General features: G+C 69.5%; 20 protein-coding genes. 12 read left to right on the top strand and 8 right to left on the bottom strand.

The annotated features are described in order from the left end of the window. Nucleotides 1-106 precede the first annotated feature (106 nt). Entirely contained in the window at nucleotides 107-1,585 is a 1,479-nt protein-coding gene (gene zwf / locus OL599_RS10835; RefSeq protein ID WP_264713755.1) for a glucose-6-phosphate dehydrogenase, read from the bottom strand. A gap of 4 nt (nucleotides 1,586-1,589) precedes the next feature. Further along, entirely contained in the window at nucleotides 1,590-2,963 is a 1,374-nt protein-coding gene (locus tag OL599_RS10830) for an L-serine ammonia-lyase (protein WP_264713754.1), read from the bottom strand. Nucleotides 2,964-3,097: 134 nt separating this feature from the next. Here OL599_RS10830 and OL599_RS10825 point away from each other — a divergent pair, with 134 nt between their 5' ends. The 6 genes from OL599_RS10825 (at nucleotide 3,098) to OL599_RS10800 (ending at nucleotide 9,863) form a co-directional block, all read left to right on the top strand. Next, the gene (locus OL599_RS10825) at nucleotides 3,098-4,273 is read left to right on the top strand and encodes a M20 aminoacylase family protein (RefSeq protein WP_264713753.1); all 1,176 of its coding nucleotides are present in this window, start codon (nucleotides 3,098-3,100) and stop codon (nucleotides 4,271-4,273) included. Nucleotides 4,274-4,359: 86 nt separating this feature from the next. After that, nucleotides 4,360-5,529 (top strand): M20 aminoacylase family protein, encoded by a 1,170-nt coding sequence (locus OL599_RS10820; RefSeq protein WP_264713752.1) that lies wholly within the window; start codon nucleotides 4,360-4,362, stop codon nucleotides 5,527-5,529. Beyond that, nucleotides 5,529-6,191, top strand: coding sequence for an N-acetylmannosamine-6-phosphate 2-epimerase (locus tag OL599_RS10815; RefSeq protein ID WP_264713751.1), 663 nt, complete (start codon nucleotides 5,529-5,531; stop codon nucleotides 6,189-6,191). The genes OL599_RS10820 and OL599_RS10815 overlap by 1 nt, the downstream gene beginning before the upstream one ends. After that, nucleotides 6,188-7,105 carry an N-acetylglucosamine kinase gene (locus OL599_RS10810; RefSeq protein WP_264713750.1) on the top strand — a complete coding sequence of 306 codons (918 nt, stop codon included), beginning with the start codon at nucleotides 6,188-6,190 and terminating at the stop codon, nucleotides 7,103-7,105. The genes OL599_RS10815 and OL599_RS10810 overlap by 4 nt, the downstream gene beginning before the upstream one ends. A gap of 41 nt (nucleotides 7,106-7,146) precedes the next feature. Continuing rightward, nucleotides 7,147-8,706 (top strand): gamma-glutamyltransferase family protein, encoded by a 1,560-nt coding sequence (locus tag OL599_RS10805; RefSeq protein WP_264713857.1) that lies wholly within the window; start codon nucleotides 7,147-7,149, stop codon nucleotides 8,704-8,706. A gap of 287 nt (nucleotides 8,707-8,993) precedes the next feature. Beyond that, nucleotides 8,994-9,863, top strand: a complete 870-nt coding sequence (locus tag OL599_RS10800) for a DMT family transporter (RefSeq protein WP_264713749.1) — start codon at nucleotides 8,994-8,996, stop codon at nucleotides 9,861-9,863. A gap of 9 nt (nucleotides 9,864-9,872) precedes the next feature. On the opposite strand, the gene OL599_RS10795 is transcribed toward OL599_RS10800, so the two are convergent. The 4 genes from OL599_RS10795 to OL599_RS10780 are packed head-to-tail and all read right to left on the bottom strand — an operon-like array spanning nucleotide 9,873 to nucleotide 13,615. Next, nucleotides 9,873-10,652: an ABC transporter permease gene (locus tag OL599_RS10795; protein WP_264713748.1), complete on the bottom strand. Its 780-nt coding sequence runs from the start codon at nucleotides 10,650-10,652 to the stop codon at nucleotides 9,873-9,875. Further along, entirely contained in the window at nucleotides 10,649-11,488 is an 840-nt protein-coding gene (locus tag OL599_RS10790; RefSeq protein WP_264713747.1) for an ABC transporter permease, read from the bottom strand. Before OL599_RS10790 ends, OL599_RS10795 begins: the two co-directional genes overlap by 4 nt. 4 nt (nucleotides 11,489-11,492) lie before the next feature. Next, nucleotides 11,493-12,551 (bottom strand): extracellular solute-binding protein, encoded by a 1,059-nt coding sequence (locus OL599_RS10785; protein WP_264713746.1) that lies wholly within the window; start codon nucleotides 12,549-12,551, stop codon nucleotides 11,493-11,495. 32 nt (nucleotides 12,552-12,583) lie between these two features. Next, nucleotides 12,584-13,615, bottom strand: coding sequence for a D-2-hydroxyacid dehydrogenase (locus tag OL599_RS10780; RefSeq protein ID WP_264713745.1), 1,032 nt, complete (start codon nucleotides 13,613-13,615; stop codon nucleotides 12,584-12,586). 137 nt (nucleotides 13,616-13,752) lie between these two features. Here OL599_RS10780 and OL599_RS10775 point away from each other — a divergent pair, with 137 nt between their 5' ends. Continuing rightward, nucleotides 13,753-14,667 (top strand): polysaccharide deacetylase family protein, encoded by a 915-nt coding sequence (locus tag OL599_RS10775; protein ID WP_264713744.1) that lies wholly within the window; start codon nucleotides 13,753-13,755, stop codon nucleotides 14,665-14,667. Between the two features lie 13 nt (nucleotides 14,668-14,680). On the opposite strand, the gene OL599_RS10770 is transcribed toward OL599_RS10775, so the two are convergent. Further along, the gene (locus OL599_RS10770) at nucleotides 14,681-15,082 is read right to left on the bottom strand and encodes a CBS domain-containing protein (RefSeq protein ID WP_264713743.1); all 402 of its coding nucleotides are present in this window, start codon (nucleotides 15,080-15,082) and stop codon (nucleotides 14,681-14,683) included. Between the two features lie 184 nt (nucleotides 15,083-15,266). Between OL599_RS10770 and OL599_RS26040 the strand changes: the two genes are divergently transcribed. From OL599_RS26040 to OL599_RS10745, 5 genes are all read left to right on the top strand, one after another. Continuing rightward, nucleotides 15,267-16,232, top strand: coding sequence for a peptidyl-alpha-hydroxyglycine alpha-amidating lyase family protein (locus OL599_RS26040; protein ID WP_264713742.1), 966 nt, complete (start codon nucleotides 15,267-15,269; stop codon nucleotides 16,230-16,232). Nucleotides 16,233-16,385: 153 nt separating this feature from the next. Then, entirely contained in the window at nucleotides 16,386-19,070 is a 2,685-nt protein-coding gene (gene mgtA / locus OL599_RS10760; RefSeq protein ID WP_264713741.1) for a magnesium-translocating P-type ATPase, read from the top strand. 246 nt (nucleotides 19,071-19,316) lie between these two features. Then, a complete protein-coding gene (locus OL599_RS10755) occupies nucleotides 19,317-20,309 on the top strand; it encodes an isopenicillin N synthase family dioxygenase (protein ID WP_264713739.1) in 993 nt (330 codons plus the stop codon). 20 nt (nucleotides 20,310-20,329) lie between these two features. Further along, complete coding sequence (locus OL599_RS10750; RefSeq protein WP_264713736.1) at nucleotides 20,330-21,184, top strand: universal stress protein; 855 nt, start codon at nucleotides 20,330-20,332, stop codon at nucleotides 21,182-21,184. 213 nt (nucleotides 21,185-21,397) lie between these two features. Beyond that, nucleotides 21,398-22,396, top strand: a complete 999-nt coding sequence (locus OL599_RS10745; protein ID WP_264713735.1) for a dihydroorotate dehydrogenase-like protein — start codon at nucleotides 21,398-21,400, stop codon at nucleotides 22,394-22,396. Nucleotides 22,397-22,593: 197 nt separating this feature from the next. Here the strand turns inward: OL599_RS10745 and OL599_RS10740 are convergent, their stop codons facing one another. After that, nucleotides 22,594-22,770 carry a ChaB family protein gene (locus OL599_RS10740; protein WP_264713734.1) on the bottom strand — a complete coding sequence of 59 codons (177 nt, stop codon included), beginning with the start codon at nucleotides 22,768-22,770 and terminating at the stop codon, nucleotides 22,594-22,596. Nucleotides 22,771-22,799: the final 29 nt, after the last annotated feature.

Genomic DNA, 22,799 nt, shown 5'->3' with positions numbered 1-22,799 from the left:
GCCCACCAAGCCCGCGACAGGCACGCGCTTGCGTGCCGCAAGCGGATCGGCGCGCGATACCAACGGCCCTTGACGATGGAAGGGTTATCGTCAAGGGCCGTTGGTATCATCCCTCGTCTTCGTGCCAGGTGCGCCCGGCCCGCTCGATCAGCGCGATCGAGGCGGACGGGCCCCAGGTGCCGGCGGTATAGGGCTTCGGCGGTTCGCTCGATGCGCTCCAGGCCTGCAGGGTGGGGTCGATCCAGGTCCACGCGGCTTCCACCTCGTCGCGGCGCATGAACAGGGTCTGGTTGCCGCGCACCACGTCCATCAGCAGGCGCTCATAGGCGTCGGGATTGCGCACGCCGAAGGCTTCGGCGAAGCTCATGTTCAGGGCCTGCTGCTGCAGCCGCATGCCGCCGGGGCCGGGGTCCTTGATCATCAGCCACAGCTTCACGCTTTCGTCGGGCTGCAGGCGGATCACCAGCTTGTTGGCGCTGATCGGGCCGGCGGTGTCGTCGAATACGGAATGCGGGATCGGCCGGAAGGCCACGACGATCTCCGACACGCGGGCGGGCAGGCGCTTGCCGGTGCGCAGGAAGAACGGCACCCCGGCCCAGCGCCAGTTGGCGATGTCGGCCCGCAGCGCCACGAAGGTTTCGGTGTTGCTGGCGGGCTTGCCGAGTTCCTCCAGGTAGCCGGGAACCGGCCCGCCGGCGGAAGCGCCGGCGCGGTACTGGCCGCGCACGGTGCGGTCGGCGGCATTCTCCTCGGTGATCGGCACCAGCGCCTTCAGCACCTTCAGCTTCTCGTCGCGCACCGCATCGGCGGCGAGCGACGTCGGCGGCTCCATGGCGGTGAGGCAGAGCAGTTGCAGCATGTGGTTCTGCACCATGTCGCGCAGCGCCCCGGCGGTGTCGTAATAGCCGGCGCGCCCCTCGACCCCCAATGTCTCGGCCACGGTGATCTGCACGTGGTCGATATGCGCGGCGTTCCACACCGGCTCGAACAGCGCGTTGGCGAAGCGCAGCGCCATCAGGTTCTGGACCGTTTCCTTGCCGAGATAATGGTCGATGCGGTAGACGCGGTCCTCGGGGAAGGTGCGGCCGATGGCGTCGTTCACGGCGCGGGCGGAGTCCAAACTCTTGCCGATCGGCTTCTCCACCACCACGCGCGAGCCGGGCGTGGCCAGGCCGTGGCGGGCCAGCTGGTCGCAGATCGGGCCGAACAGGTCGGGCCCGGTCGCCAGGTAGAACACGCGGATGCGCCCGGGCTGGTCGGCCAGCGCCCGCGCGAGGTCCGCCCAGCCGTCATCGGCGTCGGCTTTGACGGCGACATAGCCGACGCGGCCGAGGAAGGTATCCACACCCGCCTCGTCGCGATCGGAGGGCGGCACATGGGCGGCAATCGCTTCGTGGGCCATGGCGCGAAAGGCGTCCGCGGTCATCGCCCGGCGGGCGACGCCGAAGATGCGCGCTTCCGCCGGCATCTGGCCGGCGGCGCAACGATAGAACAGCGCCGGCAGCAGCTTGCGCCGCGCCAGATCTCCGGTGGCGCCTACCACCACGAGGTCGAAGGGATCGACGGCGATCACCCGCGCGACCATGGCATCAGCATTCGGTCACATGCACGGCAAGCCCACCTTGCGAGGTTTCCTTGTACTTGTCGTGCATGTCGAGCCCGGTCTGCCGCATCGTCGCGATGGCCTCGTCCAGGCTGACGCGGTGCGTGCCGTCGCCGGACAGCGCCAGCGAGGCGGCGTTGATGGCCTTCACCGCGCCCATCGCGTTGCGCTCGATGCAGGGAATCTGCACCAGCCCGCCGATCGGGTCGCAGGTCATGCCCAGGTGGTGCTCCAGCCCGATCTCGGCCGCGTTCTCCACCTGCGCCGGCGTCCCACCAAGGACGGAGGTGAGCCCGGCCGCGGCCATGGCGCAGGCGACGCCGACCTCGCCCTGGCAGCCGACCTCGGCGCCGGAGATGGAGGCGTTGGTCTTGGCCAGCGCGCCGATGGTCGCCGCCGCCAGCAGGAAGGTCTCGGTGCCCTCGGGCGAGGCGTCGGCGTGGTAGCGGTGCCAATAGCGCAGCACGGCCGGCACCACGCCGGCGGCGCCGTTGGTGGGGGCGGTGACGACGCGGCCGCCGGCGGCGTTCTCCTCGTTCACCGCGATCGCCCACAGGCTGGCATGATCCATCGCTTCGGTGGCGGCGCCGATGTTGCGGCGGCGCTTGTCCTCGATGCGGGCGGCCAGGGTGCGGGCGCGGCGCCGCACTTTCAGGCCGCCGGGCAGCTCGCCTTCGTTGCCCAGGCCGCGTTCGATGCAGGACTCCATCGCCGCCGCTACTTCGGCGATATGGGCGCGGACGGCCTCGGCGGAATGGACGGCGCATTCATTGGCGAATTGCAGCTCGGCGATGCTCATGCCGTGCTGCGCGCAGTGGGCCAGGATGTCGCTGGCGTTGCGGTACGGAAACGGCAACTGCCGGATCACGTCGCCGGCTTCCGGCGCGTCGCCGGCGCGCACCACGAAGCCGCCGCCGACCGAGAACCATCGCTCCGCGCGCAGCACCGCGCCTGCCGCATCTTCCAGGCGCAGGTCCAGCGTGTTCGGATGGTCCGGCGTGGGCGTGAGCCGGTCGAACAGCAGGTCGCGATCCAGGTCGAAGGCAATCGCGCCCAGGCCCGCAAGCTCCAGCGTGCCGGTTTCGCGCACCCGGGCGGGCAGGCCATGCACCACGTCCGGGTCGGCGGTGGCCGGTTCCATGCCGGCGAGCCCGGCCAGCACGGCGACATCGGTGCCGTGGCCCTTGCCGGTCCAGGCGAGCGAGCCGTACAGCGTGACCACGACGCGGGCCGCGCGTCCGGCCAGTGGCGCCGCGCCGTGCGCGAACGCCCGCGCCGCGCGCATCGGGCCCACCGTGTGCGAACTGGACGGGCCGAGGCCGATACGGAATAAATCGAACACGCCGATGAGCTGGGTCATGCGGGCTCCTTCAGGGTCCGGCGCAGCATAGCCAATCACTGCGGCGAGAAGTAGCCGTCAGGCCGCCCGGCCGAGCCTTCATCCCCGCGCCGCCCGATGGCATAGTGCCCGGCGTTCACCGGAGGACAACCACGATGTCGTCGATCGACCAGATCCGCAGCTTCCACGACGAGCTCACAGCCATCCGCCGCGACATCCATGCGCATCCGGAAATCGGCTTCGAGGAGCATCGCACCTCGGAGCTGGTGGCGCAGAAGCTGGCGGAATGGGGCATCGAGGTGCATCGCGGCATTGGCGGCACCGGCATCGTCGGCGTGCTGCGCCGCGGCAACGGCCAGGCCGCGATCGGCCTGCGCGCGGACATGGACGCGCTGCCGATGCAGGAAGCCAACGACTTCGCCCACCGCAGCCAGAACCCCGGCCGGATGCACGCCTGCGGCCATGACGGGCACACCACCATGCTGCTGGGCGCGGCGCGCTACCTCGCGACCTCGGGCGATTTCAACGGCACCGTGCACTTCATCTTCCAGCCGGCCGAGGAAGGGCTGGGCGGCGCCGAGGCGATGATCAAGGACGGGTTGTTCCAGCGCTTTCCCTGCAATTTCGTCTACGGCATGCACAACCGCCCCGGCCTGCCAGTGGGGCAGTTCGCCATCCGCCCGGGCACGATGATGGCCGGCGGCGCGTTCTTCGACATCACCGTCACCGGCCGCGGATCGCATGGCGCCCGGCCGGAAGGCAGCATCGACCCGGTACTGACCGCCTGCCACATCACCACGGCGCTGCAATCCATTGTCGCCCGCAACGTTCCGCCCGCCGACACGGCGGTGCTGAGCGTCACCCGCGTGGACGGCGGCGACGCCTACAACGTGATCCCGCAACAGGCGATGATCCGCGGCACCGCACGCACCATGAAGCGCGAAACGATGGAGCTGCTGGAAGCCGGCATGAAGCGCATCGCCAAGGGCGTGGCCGAAGGCTTCGGCGCCACCGCCGAGGTGGATTTCCGTTTCCTGTTCGCCCCGCTGGTGAACAACCCCGCCGAGACCAGGGTGATCGCCGAGGCGGCCGCCGAAGTGGTGGGCGCCGCCAACGTGGAAGCCGATGGCCCGCAGGTGATGGCGTCCGAGGATTTCAGCTTCATGCTGGAAGCGGTGCCCGGCGCCTATATCAACATCGGCAACGGCGACACGGTCGGAAGCTGCCAGGTGCACAACCCCAGCTACGAATTCAACGACGAGGCCCTGCCGTTCGGGGCGGCGATGTTCGCGCAACTGGTGGAGAAGAAGCTGCCGCGCGGCGCGATGTAGGACAGGCCGGGGCCGCGCCATGACGGCCCCTCGCCATGAGGTGCCATGCCGGACATACTGCGCCACCCCATCCGCAGGAGTCCCGCATGCCCCCCATCGACGCGATCCGCGCTTTCCACGACGAGCTGACCGCCATCCGCCGTGACTTCCATGCGAACCCGGAACTGGGGCTGGAGGAGCACCGCACCGCCGAGATCGTGGCGAAGCAGCTGGAGGCGTGGGGCATCGAGGTGCATCGCGGCGTCGGCGTCACCGGCGTCGTCGGCGTGCTGCGCAAGGGCAGCGGCAAGACCGCGATCGGCCTGCGCGCCGACATGGACTGCCTGCCGATGGACGAGCAGACGAACCTGCCCTACCGCAGCCAGAGCCCCGGCCGCATGCATGCCTGCGGCCATGACGGCCACACCACCATGCTGCTGGGCGCGGCGCGCTACCTCGCGACCTCCGGCGATTTCGACGGCACCGTGAACTTCATCTTCCAGCCCGGCGAGGAAGGCATCGGCGGCGCGCTCGCCATGCTGAAGGACGGGCTGTTCGAACGCTTTCCCTGTGACGCCATCTTCGCCATGCACAACCGGCCGGGCATGGAGGTCGGCGAGTTCGCGATCGCCCCGGGCCCGTCGGCAGCGGGCGGCGCGTTCTTCGACATCGCCATCACCGGCCGCGGCGCGCATGGCGCGCGGCCCGAGGCCAGCATCGACCCGCTGCTGGTGGCCTGCCACATCACCACGGCGCTGCAGTCGATCGTGGCCCGCAACGTGCCGCCGGCGGACACGGCGGTGCTGAGCGTCACCCGCATCGTCGGCGGCGACGCCTACAACGTCATTCCGCAAAGCGCCACGATCTCCGGCACCGCGCGCACCTTCCGCAAGGAGACGATGGAGCTGATCGAGACCGGCATGAAGCGCATCGCCAAGGGCGTGGCCGAGGGCTTCGGCGCCACGGCCGAGGTGGATTTCCGCGTCATCTTCGCGCCGCTGATCAACGACCCCGCGCAGACCGACGCGATCGCCGATGCCGCCGCCGCGCTGGTGGGCGAGGACAAGGTGGACCGCGCCAAGCCGCCGGGCATGGGCTCGGAGGATTTCAGCTTCATGATGGAGCAGGTGCCGGGCGCCTATATCCAGCTCGGCAACGGCGACAGCGCGCAGTTGCACAACCCGGCCTACAACTTCAACGACGAGGCCACGCCGTATGGCGCGGCCCTGCTGGCGAGCCTGGTGGAACGCAAGCTGGCGCGCGCATCCGGCGGCTGATGCTCCCGCAGGGCAGCCTGATCGTTTCCTGCCAGGCGCGCGCGGACAATCCGCTGCATGGCCCCGCCTTCATGGCGGCGATGGCCCGCGCCGCCGCGCAGGGCGGGGCCGGCGGCATCCGCGCCGACGGCCCCGCCGATGTGGCGGCGATCCGTGCGGTGACGACGCTGCCGCTGATCGGGCTGAACAAGCGCTGGGACGAGGGCTTTCCCGTCTACATCACGCCGGACTTCGCCGCGGCGCGCGCCGTGGTGCAGGCGGGGGCCGACATCGTGGCGCTGGATGCCACCGCGCGCCCGCGCAACGGCGAGCCGGTCGCCACCCTGATCGCGCGCATCCGCGGCGAACTTGGCAAGCCCGTTTTGGCGGACATTGCCACCCTGGAGCAGGGGGTGGCCGCGCGGGCCTGGGGTGCCGATTATGTCGCCACCACGCTGTCCGGCTACACCGAGGACACGCAAGGGGCGGAAGGGCCGGATCTCGCCCTCGTTGCCGCCCTGGTCCGCGAATGCGGCGCCAAGGTGATCGCGGAGGGCCGGTTCGACACGCCGGCCCTGGTGGCGCAGGCCTTCGCCTTGGGCGCGCACGCCGTGGTGGTGGGCACCGCCATCACCAACCCGCGCGAGATCACCCGCCGCTTCGCCGCCGCCGCGCCACGATGACCGGATTGGGCATCGACGGCGGCGGCTCCGCCACACGCTGGGCGTTGTGCGACGACACCGGCGCCGTGCGCGCGCGCGGCGAGGTGCCGCCGGTCTCGGGCCATCTGTTCAACGCGGACGAGCGGGCGCGCTTCGAGCGCGTGGCGGCGGCGTTGCGTGCGCAGATCGGCGATGTTGCGGTCGCGCGTGTCGTCGCCGGCATCACCGGCCTGTCCGCCGCCTCGCCGGAAGCGGCGGTCGCCGCAACGATTCTCGCCGAATCGCTCGGCCTGCCGGCGGACCGGGTGCAGGTGCAGGACGACATGTGGATCGCCTATCACGCCGCCTTCCGGCCCGGCGAGGGGCATGTCGTCTATGCCGGCACCGGATCGATTGGCATCCATATCCGCGCCGACGGCACGGCGGTGCGCGTGGGCGGGCGCGGCATGCTGGTGGACGACGCGGGCTCGGCGTTCTGGATCGGGCGCGAGGCGCTCAACCTGGTCTGGCGCCGTCTGGACGAGGACCCCCAGGCCGGCGGCCCGCTGGCGCGCGAACTGTCCGCGGCGATCGGCGGCGATTCGTGGGATGCCGTGCGGAACTACGTGTATGGCGGCGGACGTTCCGCAGTCGCCATGCTTGCGCGCGCCGTCGCGCGGGCCGACGACGACGACGCGCGGCGTATCCTGCGCGCGGCAGGGCGCGAGCTCGCCCGGCTCGGACTCGCCCTGGCGAAGCGCGAAGGCGACAAGCCCGTGGCTCTGCTCGGCCGTGCCGCGACGTTGCATCCTGTCATTCTTGCCGGTTTCAACGAGGCCGCGCCGCTGTTGCGCATGCGGCCCGAAACCCCGGATGCCGCAATCGCCGCGGCACGTCTTGCCGTGACGGCAGAGCACGGGCAGGCTGCCGCGACGAGACGACTCCGGGGGGAATGAGGATGGACGGAAAGCGCCCGACAATTGCGTCGGTGCATGGGATGGTTGCGGCCGCGCATCCGCTGGCCGCACAGGCCGGCGCGCGGTTGCTGGCGCAGGGCGGCAACGCGTTCGACGCGGCCGCGGCCACCTGCGCCGCGCTGAACGTGGTCGAGCCGTACATGTCCGGCCTCGCCGGCATGGGCATGGCCACCTGCTACATCGCCACCGAGCAGCGTATCCGCACGCTGGACTACATCACCCGGGTTCCCTCGCAGTTCCCCGCCGGTCGTTTCAAGCACCGCGACGAGATGTATCGCGGCCCGTTCGCGGCCGGCACGCCCGGCAACCTCGCCGGCTGGTGCGAGCTGGTAAGGGCCCATGGCCGCAAGTCGCTCGCCGAGGTGTTCGCGCCCGCGATCGCGCTGGCCCGCGACGGGTTTCCGCTGGTGGAATTCAACACCTCCGGCATCAACCAGTCCGCCGCGGCGCTGAAGGACTTCCCGTTCTTCGACACCTGGAACCGGAACTATACCGGCGGCGCCGGCAGCGTGGTGCAGGGGCAGCTGCTGCGCCAGCCCGACCTCGCGCGCACCTACACCGCGATCGCCTCCGACGGCCCCGGCCATCTCTACGGCGGCGCGCTGGGGCGCGCGATGATCGAGCACATGCAGACGCTCGGCGGCTGCCTGACCATGGCCGACCTGGAAGCGGTGCAGCCGGTCTGGCTCGACCCGCTCTCCGTCACCTATCGCGACCTGACCGTCCACTCGCTGCCGCCGCCCTGCGAGGCGTTCCAGTACCTGCTGACGCTGCGCATCCTCGACGGCTTCGATCTCGCCGCGCTGGAGCCGAACGGCGTCGAGCATCTCGACATCGTCTGGCGCGCCATCCGCATCGCCGCCGGCGAGCGCATCGCCAACAACAACCCCGATCCCCAGCTGCTCGCGCGGTTGCTGTCGGATGCCCATGTGGCGACGCTGCGCGACCGGGTGCGGGACGGCGTTCCGGTCGAAGGCCCCACCGAGCAGTGGATCGCGCCGGCGCCGCCCAACCCGGACAAGGAGCACACCACCTCGCTGTCCGTCGCCGATCGCGAGGGCAATGTCGTCTGCATCACACAGAGCCTGGGCGCGCTGTTCGGCTGCGGCGTGGTGATCCCCGGCACCGGCGTGTGCATGAACAACTTCCTCTACTGGGGCGAGGTGGACACCCGCGGCACCAACCCGCTGCTGCCCGGCGGCGCGCTGGCGCTGCCGACGGCGCCCAGCATCGCCACCCGCGACGGCAAGCCGGTGCTGGCGCTGGGCACGCCCGGCAGCTACGGCATCTGCCAGACGCAGCCGCAGGCCCTGGTGCAGTACGTCGACTTCAAGCTCCGCCTGCAGGACGCCATCGAGGCGCCGCGGGCGCGGCTGTGGGACGGCACCCTGGTGCAGCCCGAAGGCCGCATCGCCGCGGACACGCTGGCGGCGCTGCGGCAGCGCGGCCACGGGGTGGAGACGGCGCCGCCCTGGACCATGACCGTGGGCGGCATGCAGGCCATCGCCATCGACCCCGCCACGGGTGCCATGACAGGCGCCGCTGATCCGCGGCGCGACGGGTACGTCGCCACGCCCTAGTTGTCGCTGCCCCGAAGTTCGCCGCATCTTGCGGCGGACGCAGGGGCCAGCAGGCCACTGAAAACAAAGGGCTGGCGTCCCGCCCTCGGCGTTCGTGTCCTGTCCTCGATGTTCGCCATTTATGGCGAATTTCGGGTTCAGGACACGCGCCTTGCCGCATCCCAGGCTGCTGGTCACGTCTTGTTCCCACGGATTGACAGCCCCGGCCCCTCACCGCTTCATGCGGCGAGGGGGCCTCGCGCGATCGTGCGGCGGGCGGAAGCCTCGCGCACGGGAACAATCAGGATATGGACAACCCCCTTCGTGGCATCGCGCTGATCCTCGGCGCCACGATGCTCTTTTCGCTGTCCGATGCGATGGCGAAGTATCTCGGCCAGCATCTGCCGGTGATTGAGATCGCCTGGATCCGCTACGTCATTTTCGTGATCTTCGCCGCGGGGCTGATCGCGCCCTCCGGCCTGCGCCGGCTGCGGGTGCGCAGCCAGACGCTGCAGCTGATGCGCGGGCTGACCCTTGTGGGCTCCGCGGTGTTCTTCATTTTCGGGCTGCGCTACCTGCCGTTGGCGGACGCCGCGTCCGTGGGCTTCGTCTCGCCGCTGCTGATCACCATGCTGTCGGTGCCGATGCTGCGCGAGGTGGTTGGCATCCGCCGCTGGGCCGCGATCGTCGTCGGCTTCCTGGGCGTGCTGATCGTGGTCCGCCCTGGCACCGGCGCATTCCAGCCGGCCGCGTTCCTGGTGGTGACGTCCTCCCTGTGCTGGGCTATCGCCAGCATCCTCACCCGCAAGATGGCCGGCGCCGATGATGCGGCGACCACGCTGCTGTGGTCGGCGGTGAGCGGGCTCGTGGTGCTGACGATCCTGCTGCCGTTCGACTTCGTGATGCCCTCCGCCTGGTTGCTCGCCGTGGCGCTGGTGCTGGGCATCGTGGCGTCGGCCGGGCAATACCTGATGGTGCTGGCCTATCGCTACGCCGGCGCGTCGCTGCTGGCGCCGTTCAGCTACGTGCAGCTCATCTGGGCGGTGGCGCTCGGCTATCTCGTGTTCGGCTCGCTGCCGGACCAATGGACGCTGCTGGGTGCCGGCATCATCGTGGGCAGCGGCATCTACACCGTGCATCGCGAGCGCATCCGCGCCCGCGAGCGGGCCGCCGCCTGACGGCCTATCTTATCGCCCCAGCGCGCGCAGGAACCCCAGGCTGCGCTCCACCACCACCACCAGCCCCGCGGTCAGCGCGATCAGCACCACCGACAACGCGGAGATCTGCGGATCGGCGCGGTACTGGATGGTGTGGAACACTTCGATGGGCAGCGTGGTCAGCCGCGGCCCGACCAGGAACAGCGAGATCACCACTTCGTCGAACGACGCCAGGAACGACAGCGCCGCCGCGGCCGTGATGCCCGGCAGCATCAGCGGCAGGGTGACGCGGCGGAACACGCGCACCGGCGCCGCCCCCAGGCTGGCGGCCGCTTCCTCCAGCGTGGCGTCGATGCCGCGCAGCGATGTCAGCACCACGCGGATGACATAGGGCAGGGTGACCAGGCAGTGGCCGATCATCAGCCCCGGCCAGGTCGCGAGCCAGCCCAATCGCGCGAACACCAGCAGCAGCCCCAGCCCCAGGATGATGCCGGGCAGCAGCAGCGGTGCCGTGAACAGCGCCAGCAGCGTGCCCGCCCCGGGCACGCGCAGCCGCGCGATGGCATAGGCGGCGGCAGTGCCGCAAACCAGGCTGATGCCGGTGACGGCCAGTCCGAGCACGATGCTGACGCCGAAGCCGCGCCGGAACGCCTCGTTGGCCAGCAGCGCGCGATAGCCCGCGAACCCCCAGTTCTGCGGCGGAAAGGCCAGGAAGGAATCGTTGCTGAAGCTGGTCAGCAGCACCACGATCAGCGGCGCCAGCAGGAACAGCAGCAACACGCCGACCAGAAGGCGGAACCAGGGGCTCATTGCCACCGCCTCGCCATGCGCTCGTAGCCCAGCAGCGTCAGCCCGAACACCAGCACGAGAATGACGGACACGGCGGCGGCGAAGGGCCAGTCCAGCGTCTCCAGCGCCTCCTCGTAGATCGTGCTCGCCAGCACCTGCACGCGCCCGCCGCCCAGCAGGCTCGGCGTCACGAACGAGCTGATCGACAGCACGAAGGTCACCAGGCCGGCGACGATGATGCCGGGCATGGTCAGCGGCAGCGTCACGCGCAGGAAGCAGCGCCAGGGTGCGGCCCCCAGGCTGCGCGCCGCTTCCTCCAGCGTGGCGTCCAGCCGCGAGAATCCGGCCAGCAGCGCCAGCGTGGTGGTGGGCATCATGATCTCGGTCAGCCCGATCAGCACGCCCCAGACCGTGTTCATCAGCCGCACCGGGGCGGTGATCAGCCCCGTCATCGCCAGCATGCCGTTGATCCAGCCGCGGTCGCCCAGGATGATCATCCAGCCGAAGGTGCGCACCACCGAGCTGACCAGCAGCGGCGCGATCACCAGCACCGCCAGCACCCCGCGCCAGCGCGAACGGCTGCGGAACAGGAACAGCGCGATCGGATACGACGCCAGGATGGACAGCACCGCCACGCCGGCGGCGATCCACACCGACCGCCACAGCACGCCGAGATAGAAACGGTCGCTGAAGAACCGTACATAGTTCGTCAGCGCCACGTCGTCGATCAGCACCCCGCCGCTGGCCCGCGACAGCGACAGCCGCGCGAGCCAGGCCATCGGCAGCAGGAACGCGACCAGCGTGATCGTGCCCGCCGGCGTCAGCAGCAGCGCCGGCAGCGTGCGCCGGGCGCGCATGCGGCTATTGCGCCGGGATCACCTCGCGCCGCCACCGGCCGGACCACTGGTCCAGCACCGAGGCGACATAGCCCCAGTCCACGGGCACCATCCTGGCCAGCGTGGCGGGCGCCGAGGACGTCCGCTCCAGCAGCTCCGGCGGCAGCACCGCCTTGCGGTTGGTCGGGCCGTAATACATCATGTGCGCCAGCTTCACCTGCGGCTCGGCACCGAGCGCGAAGTCGATGAACGCCTTCGCCGCCGCCGGATTGCGCGCGCCGGCCACCAGGTTGATGGTGTCCATGTCCAGCACGCTGCCCTCGGTCATCACCGTCGACTTCACCTTGCCGCCGGACTTGTCGGCATAGAACTGCGCCCGCGCGTTCCAGCCCACGCCGATGCCGGCCGCGCCATTGATGATCATGGTGTAGTTGTCCGGCGTCGCCTGCCAGGTCTGCACATTGGCGGCGATCTTCTTCAGCGCGTCGATCACGGGATCGATCGGCGCCTTGTAGTCGCTGCCGAGATATTTCGCGGTCAGGATCTGCACCGAGGTGCCGATCACGTTCGGCGCCGGCGAGAACACGATGCTGCCCTTGTTGGCCGGGTTCATCAGGTCCTTGATGCCCAGAGGCGCCGGCTTCACGCCCTCACCATACAGCAGCACCAGATGGTCGAAGGTGATGCCCGGTCCCCATTCGCCGGCAGCGGCGCTGCCCATGCGTGCCTCGTCGAACACGTCGGCAAGGTTCGGGATCTCCTTGCGGTCGAGCGGCGCGAACAGGCCCTCGGCGTTGCCGACCCGCGACAGCGAGAAATCCATGATGGCGACATCCACCTGCGGGCTCGCCTTCTGCGCCCGCAACTGGCCGAGCATCTGCGCCGAGTTGCCGCCGGCGGCGTAGATCACCTTCACCCCCGGATACTTCGCCGTGAATGGCTCGATCACGGCCTTGGTGTAGTTGTCCTGGAAGGCGCCGGGATAGGCCAGCAGCACGATCTCGCCGGACGGGTCCGCGGCGCGCGCGGCCGGCGCAAGCAGGACGAGCGCGGCGGCGAGCAGAAGTCGCAGGGCAGGGCGCATGTCGGTCTCTCCCTTTATTTTGTTTTTTTCGTTCAGTACATCAGCGTCTTGTCGAGCACGTTGCGCATATCGCCGGCGCGCCCGTCCAGCCAGCACTTCAGGTTGTGCAGGAAGATGTCGGTGATCTTCGCGTTCTCGGTGGTGACCGTGCTGGCGGAATGCGGGCTGATCAGCACGTTCGGCAGGTCCCATAGCGGGTTGTCCGGCGGCAGCGGCTCGACCGCCGCCACGTCGAGTGCGGCGAAGCCGACATGGCCCGCGCGCAGCGCGTCGATCAGCGCCGCCTCGTCCACCACCTGGCCGCGGCCGATATTCACGAACGCCACGCCCGGCCGCATCGCCGCGAACTGGGCTCGCCCGATCATGCCTTCGGTCGCCGGCGTGTGCGGCACCGTGACCACCACGGCATCGGCGCCGGCCAGCGCGGCATTCAGCTCCGAGGCGGGAACGACGGCATCGAACAGGGCGTTGTGGGCGCGGCTCTTGCCGGGATCGCGGGCGACGGCGACCACGCGCATGTCCAGCGCCTTCGCCAGCTTCGCGCAGCCGCGTGCCAGGTCGCCGGCCCCGATGATGACCAGCGTGCGGCCGGCGACCTCGGTGTAGCAGGCGCGCACCCAGCGATGCGCGCGCTGCTCGGCCTGCAACAGCGCCAGCTCGCGGAAATGCGCCAGCAGCGCCATGAACACGAATTCCGCCAGCGGCCCCGCATGCACGCCGCGGGCAGTGGTGATCAGCACGTCGCGCCGGTCCAGGCCGAGCTTCGCCACGGCCTGGCCGACGCCGGTGCTGGTGGTCTGGACCCAGCGCAGCTTCGCCGCAAAGGGCATGTCCTCGGCCGCCGGCAGGTCCCAGACGATCTCGGCCTGCGCCAGCAGTTCGCGCCAGCGCCGCTGCTGGTCGGCCGTGCGTTGCATCGGTGCGCCTTTGTGGTCGCCGATGTAGCGGATCGGCGGCAGCAGCGCGGGCTCGTGCAGCACCGTCACAGCGGGGCTGGCGGCGCGGATGCGCGCGACATGCTCGGCTTCGAGCGGCGAGGAAATGAAGATGGTCTGCCCACGCATGCCCGAACCCGCTGCCCCCCGACCTGTTTCGGCGGCATCGTCATCCGTTGCGCCGTGCACGGCAGCTTGCCGGATCGGGCCTTGATGCGCCATGCCCCAAAATGCAACCAAATGCATGCAGACGAAGAGGCCGCCCCATGACCGACGCCAGTTATCCCCGCGACCTGATCGGCTACGGCGCGCGACGGCCCGACCCGCAATGGCCCGACCACGCGCGGGTCGCTGTCAATTTCGTCCTGAACTACGAGGAAGGTTCGGAATCCTCGATCCTCGATGGCGATCCCGGCCCGGAGACCGGATTGCTGGAGGGGGCCACGGGCGTTCCCGCCGGCATGCGCGACATGAACGCCGAGAGTCTCTACGAATACGGCAGCCGCGTCGGCTTCTGGCGCCTGATGCGCCTGTTCGAGGAGGTCCGCGTCCCGCTCACCGTCTTTGCCTGCGCCCGCGCGCTGGAGCGCAACCCCGAGGCCGCCCGGGCCATCGCCGCCGCCGGCCATGACATCTGCTGCCACGGCCTGCGCTGGGAGAAGCATTGGCTGCTCAGCGAGGCGGAGGAGCGCGCGCATATCCGCGAAGCCGTCGCCTCGCTGGAGCGGACGATGGGCAGCCGGCCGCTGGGCTGGTACTGCCGCACCGGCCCCAGCGTGAACACCCGCCGCCTGCTGGTGGAGGAGGGCGGGTTCCTCTACGACAGCGACGCCTACAACGACGAGCTTCCCTATTGGGACACGCGCCACGGCCGGCCGCATCTGGTCATTCCGTACACGATGGACGTGAACGATTCCAAGTTCGCCAACCCCGCGGGGTTCAGCAGCGGTGCGGATTTCTACGCCTACCTCAAGGACAGCTTCGACTGCCTGTTTCGCGAGGGCGCGCAGCAGGGCTCGATGCTGTCGATCGGGCTGCACATGCGCCTGGCCGGCCGCCCCGGGCGGGCGGAGGCGCTACGGAATTTCCTGTATTACGTGCGCTCGCACAGCGCGGTGTGGCTGTGCCAGCGCATCGACATCGCCCGCCACTGGGCCGCGACGCACCCCTGCGCGGCCTGACCGGCCGGGCCGGTCAGATCCGTTCCCAGATCCCGGTCTCCTCGTCCAGCCTGGCATGCTCCATGGCGCGGAAGTCGCCGTGCGAGACGATGCCGACCACGCGCCCTTCGTCGACCACCGGCACATGGCGGAAGCCGCCGTCATGCATCAGCCGCAGTGCCTCGATGGCGGTGTGGCGGGGGTGGATATGGTCGGGGTTGCGGGTCATGACCGTGCGCAGATGGGTGTGCAAGGGGCTGTGGCCCTCGGCCAGCAGCCGCACCACATCCCGGCCCGTGAAGATGCCCTCAAGCCGGCCGTGCTCGTCCACCACCAGGATCGCGCCGATGCGATGCTCATGCATCAGCCTGCAGGCCTCCTGGACGGTCGCCGAGCCCGGCTGCGTGACCGGCGTGCGGCGGATGACCTCCGACATGTGCCGATGATCCATGGTCGTTCCCTTCTGCCGTCCCGGAATTCATTGCATATGAAACCAAGACTGTTGCCGATTTAAGACAACCGCGGGCCGAGTGTGGCACGCATCTGCCGATCGCGGGTTCTTTCATCATTTTTCCGTCAGCCCTAGGCTCCCCCCTCCGCAGAGCGCAGGGAGGAAAAGCGTGAGCATAACCGTCGGATCGGGCGACTACACGTACGAGGTCGTCGAGAACTGGGCCAGGCTGCCGCCGGGCTGGTCGTTCAAGGAAATCGGCTCGGTCGGCGTCGACCGCCATGACAACGTCTACGTGTTCAACCGCGGCGAACACCCGATGATCGTGTTCGACCGCGACGGCAACTTCCTGCGCAGCTGGGGCGAGGGGATGTTCCCCCGCGCACATGGCCTGCACATGGCCCCCGACGACACGATCTGGCTCACCGACGACGGCGACCACTCCGTGAAGCAGTGCACGCTGGACGGCAAGCTGTTGATGACGCTGGGCATTCCCGGCCGTCCCTCGGCCTATATGAGCGGGCTGCCGTTCCATCGCTGCACCCATACGGCGCTTTCGCCGAAGGGCGAGATCTATGTGTCGGACGGCTACGGCAATTCCTGCGTCCACAAATTCGCGCCCGACGGCAAGCTGCTGAAAAGCTGGGGCGGCCCCGGCACCGACCCCGGCGAGTTCAACATCGTCCACAACATCGTCTGCGACGACGCCGGCTGGGTCTACGTCGCCGACCGCGAGAACCACCGGGTGCAGGTGTTCGACGGCGACGGCCGCTACGAAACCCAGTGGAACAACCTCCACCGCCCCTGCGCGCTGTTCATGACCGGCGGCAAATGCCCGGTCTGCTATGTCGGCGAGCTCGGCTCGGGCATGCCGGTGAACCGCGACCTGCCCAATCTCGGCCCACGCCTGACCATCGTGGACAACACCGGCAAGCGCATCGCCCGCATCGGCGCCCTGCTGCCCGGCCTGGGCCCGACCGAGTTCCAGGCGCCGCACGGCATCGCCGTGGACAGCCGCGGCGACATCTACGTGGGTGAGGTCTCCTGGACCAACTGGCCGACCTTCTATCCCGACACGCCGCGCCCGGAGGGGCTGCGGTCGCTGCACAAGTTCCGCAAAATCCCGCCCGTCTAGCCGGCCCTCGCGCCTGGCCATCTCCTCGTTCCCGGGCGGGGGAATGGCGCTACTCTGTTGGTTCGGTGTGGCAGCCCGGTCCCGCGACCGGGCTGCCGTGGCGTCCCATGGCCGCCGCAATGGCGTCGCGAGACCGCAGGCTGAGAGGCAACGATGACCGCACGTGAGATAACGGCAGGTGAAACGCCCTCCCAGACGGCCCGGCTGCGCCTGCTGCGGTGGTTTCGCCGGCCGGCCGCACCGGCCACCGCCGCCATCTCGTCCGCCACCGTGCTCGCGCTTGGCCGCACCCCGCCGGCGGAGCTGCTGCGCAGCCTTGGAACGTCCCTGGACGGGCTTGCCGAAAGCGAGGCGGCGCGGCGGCTCGCCAGCGCCGGCCCGAACCTGGTTGCGCGCGAGCGGCCGCAGACCCTGCCGCGGGAAATCCTCGGCCGTGCCCGCAACCCGCTGAACTTCCTGCTGCTGGCGCTGGCCGGGGTGTCGTGGCTGACCGGCGATGCCCGCGCGGCCATCGTGATCGCGCTGATGGTGGTGTTGAGCGTGTCGCTGAGCGTGGTGCAGGAGCACCGCTCCAACAAGGCGGCGGCCGAACTGCGCGCGCTGGTCAAGACCACCGCCACCGTTCGCCGCGTCGCCGCGGACGGCACGCGCACGGTCCGCGAGGTGCCGGTGGACGCGCTGGTGCCCGGCGACGTGGTGCAGCTTGCCGCGGGCGACCTGGTGCCGGGCGACCTGCGGCTGCTGGCGACCAAGGACCTGCACATCAACCAGTCCGCCCTCACCGGCGAGGCCATGCCGGTGGAGAAAAGCGAAGTCGTGCCGGACCACGCCGCCGGCGAGGCCTTCGACCTGCCGAATTTCTGCTTCATGGGCAGCAACGTGCTGAGCGGCACCGGCCTGGGCGTGATCCTGCAGACCGGCCCGGCCACCTATTTCGGCAAGCTCGCCGACAGCGTCATCGGCAGCCGGGTCGAGACCAGCTTCGACAAGGGCATCACCCGCTTCACCTGGCTGATGATCCGCTTCATCGGCGTGATGGTGCCGGCGGTGTTCCTGATCAACGGCCTCACCAAAGGGGACTGGCTGGAGGCGCTGCTGTTCGCCACCGCGGTCGCCGTGGGCCTGACGCCGGAAATGCTGCCGATGATCGTCACCGTGAACCTGGCGAAGGGCGCCATCGCCATGGCGCGCAAACGCGTCATCGTGAAGCGGCTGAACGCCATCCAGAACTTCGGCGCCATGGACGTGCTGTGCACGGACAAGACGGGAACGCTGACCCAGGATCGGATCATCCTGCAGTACCACCTGGACTTCGAGGGCGAGGAATCCACCCGCGTGCTGGAATACGCGTTCCTCAACAGCCGCCATCAGTCAGGGCTGAAGAACCTGCTGGACGAGGCGGTGGTGCAGCACGCCGCGCGGCCCGAGCACGCAGCCCTGGCCGCCGCCTGCGCCGGCTACACCAAAGTCGACGAGATCCCCTTCGACTTCCAGCGCCGCCGCCTGTCCGTGGTGCTGAGCCGCGCCGACGGCAGCCACCTGATGATTACCAAGGGCGCGGTGGAGGAGGTGTTCGCCGTCTGCGACCGCTACATGCTCGGCGACAGCGGCGGGCCGCTCGATCCCACGCATCTGGACGACGCCAAGCGGGAGATGGAGAAGCTCAACGGCGAAGGCTTCCGCGTGGTCGCCGTCGCCTTCCGCGACATCGCGGCGCCGAAGGCCGCCTATGGCGTGGCTGACGAGGCCGGCATGACGCTGGTGGGCTACATCGCCTTCCTCGACCCGCCGAAGGAGTCGGTGGCCGCGGCGATCGTGCAGCTGCACCGCTCCGGCGTGGCGGTGAAGATCCTGACCGGCGACAACCCGGTGATCACACGCACCATCTGCCGGCAGGTCGGCCTGGAGCCGGGCCGCATCGTGCTCGGCAGCGAGGTCGAGGCGATGTCCGACAGCCAGCTCGCCGAAGTGGCGGAAACGGCGTGCGTGTTCGCAAAGATGGCGCCCGCGCAGAAGGCGCGGATCATCGAGGCGCTGCAGCACCGCGGCCATGTCGTGGGCTTCATGGGCGACGGCATCAACGACGGCCCGGCGCTGAAGGCCGCGGATGTCGGCATTTCCGTCGATACCGCCGTGGACATCGCCAAGGAGTCCGCCGACATCATCCTGCTGGAAAAGAGCCTGGCGGTGCTCGGCGACGGCATTCTCGAAGGCCGGAAGATCTTCGGCAACATCACCAAGTACATCAAGATGGGGGCCAGCTCGAATTTCGGGAACATGTTCAGCGTGCTCGGCGCCAGCATCTTCCTGCCGTTCCTGCCGATGGCGCCGATCCAGGTGCTGACCAACAACCTGCTGTACGACTTCTCGCAGACCACGATCCCGACGGACAACGTCGACGCGGAATACCTCTCGGTGCCCCGCAGCTGGGATATCGGCAACATCACGAAATTCGTGCTGTTCATCGGCCCGATCAGCTCGATCTTCGACTACGCCACGTTCTTCACGATGATCTACCTGTTCGGCGCCTGGGACAGCCCCGGCCTGTTCCAGGCCGGATGGTTCGTGGAATCGCTGCTGACTCAGACCTTGATCATCCACATCATCCGCACCGCCAGGATTCCGTTCTTCGAAAGCCGCGCCAGCACGCCGCTGATCGCGACCACCATCGTCATCTGCCTGATCGGCGCCGCCATCCCGTATTCCGCTCTCGGGACGACGCTCGGCTTTCACCCGCTGCCGCTGCTCTACTGGCCCTGCGTCATCGCCATGATGGGCCTGTACGCGGTGTTGACCCACCTGGTGAAGACCTGGTTCGTGCGGCGCTGGGGAATGTAGGCCGGCTTCCCGCCGCCGGACCCGGCCAGCACACCCGACTCATGCGCGCCAGGGTTTGCCGGCAGGTCCGTTGCGGCTCTAAGCTGTCCGGGCAATACCGGCGGCGCAACCCAGGCGGTGACCCATGCATGAGATCACCCTGCACAACAGCGGCGGTCAGGCCGCCCCCTGCCGGCACGACGCTCTGCCGCCGCCGCATAGCCCGCGCCCCGCCCTGCAAGCCGCGGCCCTCTGACAGGACAAAGCATGCCCGCCACCGCCACACCCGCCGCGATCGGGGCCAACGAACTGCCGATCATCGATTTCGCCCGCCTCGATGACGGCGAGGCCGGCGAGGCGGCCATCGCCCGCGAACTGGACGAAACCTTCAGCCGCATCGGCTTCTGCTATTTCCGCAACATCGGCGTGCCCGACGCCCTCGTGCGCGGCCTGTTCGACGCCTCCCGCCGCTTCCACGCCTTGCCCGACGCGGCCAAGCGGGCGCTGGCGATGAACGACGCCCATCGCGGCTACATGGCGCCCAACACCTCGCTGATCGTCACCTCGTCGGTGGCGCAGGTGAAGCGGCCGAACTACAGCGAATCCCTGATGATCATGCACGAGGTCGACCCCGCCGACCCGCGCTTCGGCCAGCCGCTGCACGGCCTTAACCAATGGCCGGACCTGCCGGGCTTCCGCGAAGCCGTGCAGGCCTACGAGGCGGCGATGCGCGCCTTCTGCATGCGCCTGCTGCGGCCGCTGGCCCGCGCGCTGCGGCTCGACCCCGACTGGTTCCTGCCGCATTTCGATTTCCCCACCACCTTCCTGCGGCTTCTGCACTACCCGCCGCAGCCGCCCGAAAGCCCGGACGACGCGTTCGGCTCGGCCCCGCACACGGATTACGGCTTCATCACCATACTGTGCCAGGACAATGCCGGCGGCCTGGAAGTGCGCCGCAAGGACGGCACCTGGCTGAAGGCGCCGCCGGTTCCCGGCACCTGGGTCGTCAACGTCGCGGACATGCTCAGCCGCTGGACCAACGGGCGCTGGCAGTCCACCCCGCACCGGGTCAAGAACCTTTCGGGCGGCGACCGTTTTTCCTGCCCGTATTTCTTCGACATGTCCATGGACAGCACCGTCGAATGCGTGCCCACCTGCACCGGCCCCGGCAATCCGCCGCGCCATGCGCCGGTGCGCTACGGCGACTACCTGATGGAGCGGCTCGACAAGAACTACCAGTACCGCCACCGCACGACCTGAAGCGCACGGGAGTAACGTTCATGCCCATCAAGGACATCCTGGTTCATCTGGACACATCGCCGCGCAGCGACGTGCGGCTGACCCTCGCGGCGGGGCTGGCGGCCCGGCACGAGGCCAATCTGATCGGCCTGCACGTGGTGGAACTGCCGCCGCCGGACATGTTCTACGGCTTTCCCACCGCCTTCATGGACCTGGAGCGGGCGGAGGACGTGATCGACCGGCTGCGCGCCGCCCGGCTGGAGGAAGCGGCCCGCATCGAGGCCGCCTTCCGCGACCGGCTGCGCCGCGACGGCCTGTCCGGCGAATGGCGCCTGGTCGAGGGCGATGTCGGCGAGACCCTGGCGCTGCACACGCGCTATGCCGATCTGGTCATCCTCGGCCAGCCCGATCCCGACACCCCCGCCGGTCCGGCTGCGAACGTGCCGGTGCCGGCGCTGATGACCTCCGGCCGGCCGATCCTGATGGTGCCCTTCGCCGGCACCTTTCCCGCGATCGGTGAGCGCGTGCTGGTCGGCTGGAACGCCAGCGCCGAGTCCGCGCGCGCGCTGAACGACGCGATCCCGCTGCTGCTGCACGCGAAGAAGGTGACGGTGCTGGCGATCAATCCGCGCCGCGGCATCGCCGGCGACGGGGATGTGCCCGCGGCCGACATCGCCCTGCACCTCGCCCGCCACGGCATCAAGGCCGAGGCCGCGCATACGGTCGCCGTCGATATCAGCGAGGGCGACGCGTTGCTGTCCTACGCCGCCGATCTCGGCGCGGACATGCTGGTCTGCGGCATGTACGGCCATTCCCGCCTGCGCGAGCTGGTGTTCGGCGGCGTCACCCGCAACCTGCTGTCGCACATGACGGTTCCCGTCTTCATGTCGCATTGATCCGCATTTGATCTGCATCAAGGCGGGGATGGCCACGCGGGCCTAGTGTCCTGCCCCCGAAGTTGGCCGCATCTTGCGGCGGACGCAGGGGCCGGCAGGCCACTGAAAACAATGGCCCAGCGCCCTCCGGCAACCGCTATTGGCGGAGGAACGAGCGGAATGCCGACCCACCTGGTCGTCTGCATTCCGCACCGGCCTGAAAGGACGCGCGGCATGACCCTCGCATCGCGCTATCTCGGCCTCGATCTGAAAACGCCGCTGATCGCATCGGCATCTCCGCTCACGCTCGAGCTCGACAACATTCGCGCGCTCGAGGACCACGGCGCCGGCGCCGTGGTGCTGCCTTCGATCTTCGAGGAACAGCTCGACGCCGAGTCCGACGAATACGCACGCCTTGCCGCCGCTTGTGCCGACAGCGTTGCCGGCGCGCAGAACCATTTCCTGGCGCCCAGCCTCTATCGCACCGGCACGCACCGCTATCTCGAAACCCTCCGCCAGGCGCGCGCCGCCGTGGACATCCCCGTCATCGCCAGCCTCAACGGCGTCACCAGCGCGGGCTGGACCAGCTATGCCCGCGACCTTGAACAGGCCGGCGCCAGCGCCATCGAGCTGAACGTCTTCTTCATCCCCGCCGACCTCGCCGTGACCGGCCCCGAGGTCGAAGCCCGCTACCGCCATGTGCTGCGCGCGGTGAAATCCGCCGTCGCCATTCCCGTGGCCATCAAGCTCAGCCCGTATTTCAGTGCGCCCGGCGCCATGGTCCGCTCGCTCGACGATGCCGGCGCCGACGGCTGCGTGCTGTTCAACCGCTTCTACCAGCCGGACATCGACCTCGTCGCCATGCGCCTGCTGCGCGACCTGCAGCTCAGCGCGCCCACGGAGATCCGCCTGCCGCTGCTGTGGATCGGCATCCTCGCCGGCCAGGTGCGCGGCTCGCTCGCCGCCAGCAGCGGCGTCGAGACCGCCGACGAGGTCGTCAAGTTCCTGCTCGTGGGCGCCGACGCGGTGATGACCACTTCGGCCCTGCTGCGCCACGGCGTCGGCCACATGCGCGTGCTGCGCGACGGCCTCGCGGCCTGGCTCGACGCGCGCGACGCCACGGTGGGCGACATCCGCGGCCGCATGAGCCAGCGCCGCGTGCAGGACCCCACGGCTTTCGAACGCGCCAACTACATCCGCATCCTGCAAGGCTGGGCCGGCGACGGCCCCTGATACCAACGGCCCTTGACGATGACCCCTCCATCGTCACGGGCCGTTGGTATCGCGCGCCGATCCGCTTGCGGCACGCAAGCGCGTGCCTGTCGCGGGCTTGGTGGGCGGCGGCGCGCAAAACAACGACTCGTACCAGCGGTCATTCTTCATGGCCGCTGGTACGAGGCGGTTCCGGCCCGGCGGTGCCGATCCGGCCGCTACGGCCGGATCGGCACCCACGCGTCGCCCAGCTTGCGATAGCGCCGCTTCACCGCCGCCCAGGCGATCCGGTGCACGATCGCCTCGCCATCGGGCTCGTGCGCGTGCTGCTGCCAGGCGTTGTTGAACGCCGCCAGATAGATCTCCTGCGCATGCGTCGGCAGATGGCTCCGCACCGAATGCGGCAGTTCATCGATGTCCCGAT

The sequence above is a fragment of the Limobrevibacterium gyesilva genome (assembly GCF_025989185.1).
GTDB classification, from domain to species: domain Bacteria; phylum Pseudomonadota; class Alphaproteobacteria; order Acetobacterales; family Acetobacteraceae; genus Limobrevibacterium; species Limobrevibacterium gyesilva.
Note: the sequence above shows the minus strand (reverse complement) of the source record. Positions and strands in the feature narration are given on the sequence as shown.